This window comes from Streptomyces sparsus, from assembly GCF_054776295.1.
Genome location: NZ_BAAHCA010001444.1, coordinates 1 through 838 on the forward strand (window position 1 = coordinate 1; position 838 = coordinate 838).

The 838-nt window shown below is 77.2% G+C and carries 1 protein-coding gene; it reads left to right on the plus strand.

Annotation, left to right across the window (positions count from 1 at the left end; genetic code table 11):
- Positions 1-838: amidohydrolase family protein (locus ACYVE9_RS28955; RefSeq protein ID WP_461030845.1), on the plus strand; the 838-nt coding region annotated here is incomplete at both ends.

An 838-nucleotide genomic window follows, 5' to 3' on the forward strand; every position in this document is an offset into this window, starting at 1 on the left:
GCTCCGTCACCCCCGCGCAGCGCGCCGCCGCGCAGCGCGCCGCGCTGACCCGGGCCGCGGAACTGGGCATCGGCTCGATCCACGAGTGCGCCGGCCCCGACATCTCCAGCGAGGAGGACCTCACCGCCCTGCTGGCACTCGCGGCCGACTTCGACGGCCCGCGCGTCACCGGCTACTGGGCGGAGGCCGTCTCCTCGGCGAGACAGGCGGACCGGATCAGGGAACTGGGCGCGGTCGGCGCCGCCGGTGACCTGTTCGCGGACGGTTCGCTCGGCTCGCACACCGCACACCTGCACGCCCCCTACGCCGACGCCGGCCACCGGGGCTCCGCGCTGCTGGACGCGGACGCCGTCGCCGCGCACGTCGCCGCGTGCACCGAGGCGGGCTTGCAGGCCGGATTCCACGCCATCGGCGACGCCGCACTGACCGCCGTCACCACCGGGGTGCGGGCCGCCGCCGAGCGGGTCGGCCTGCCCCGGATCCGGGCCCTGCGGCACCGGGTCGAACACGCCGAGATGCTGACCGCGGCGACCATCGCCGCCTTCGCCGACCTGGCGCTCACCGCGTCCGTGCAGCCGGCGTTCGACGCCGCGTGGGGCGGCGGCAGCGGCATGTACGCGCAACGGCTCGGCGCCGAGCGGGCCCGGACGCTGAACCCGTACGCGGCACTGCAACGCGCCGGTGTGCCGCTGGCCTTCGGCTCCGACAGCCCCGTGACACCGCTCGACCCGTGGGGCACCGTCCGTGCGGCTGCCTTCCACCGCACGCCGGAGCACCGCATCTCGGTGCGCGGCGCCTTCACCGCGCACACCCGCGGCGGCTGGCGGGCGATCGGCCG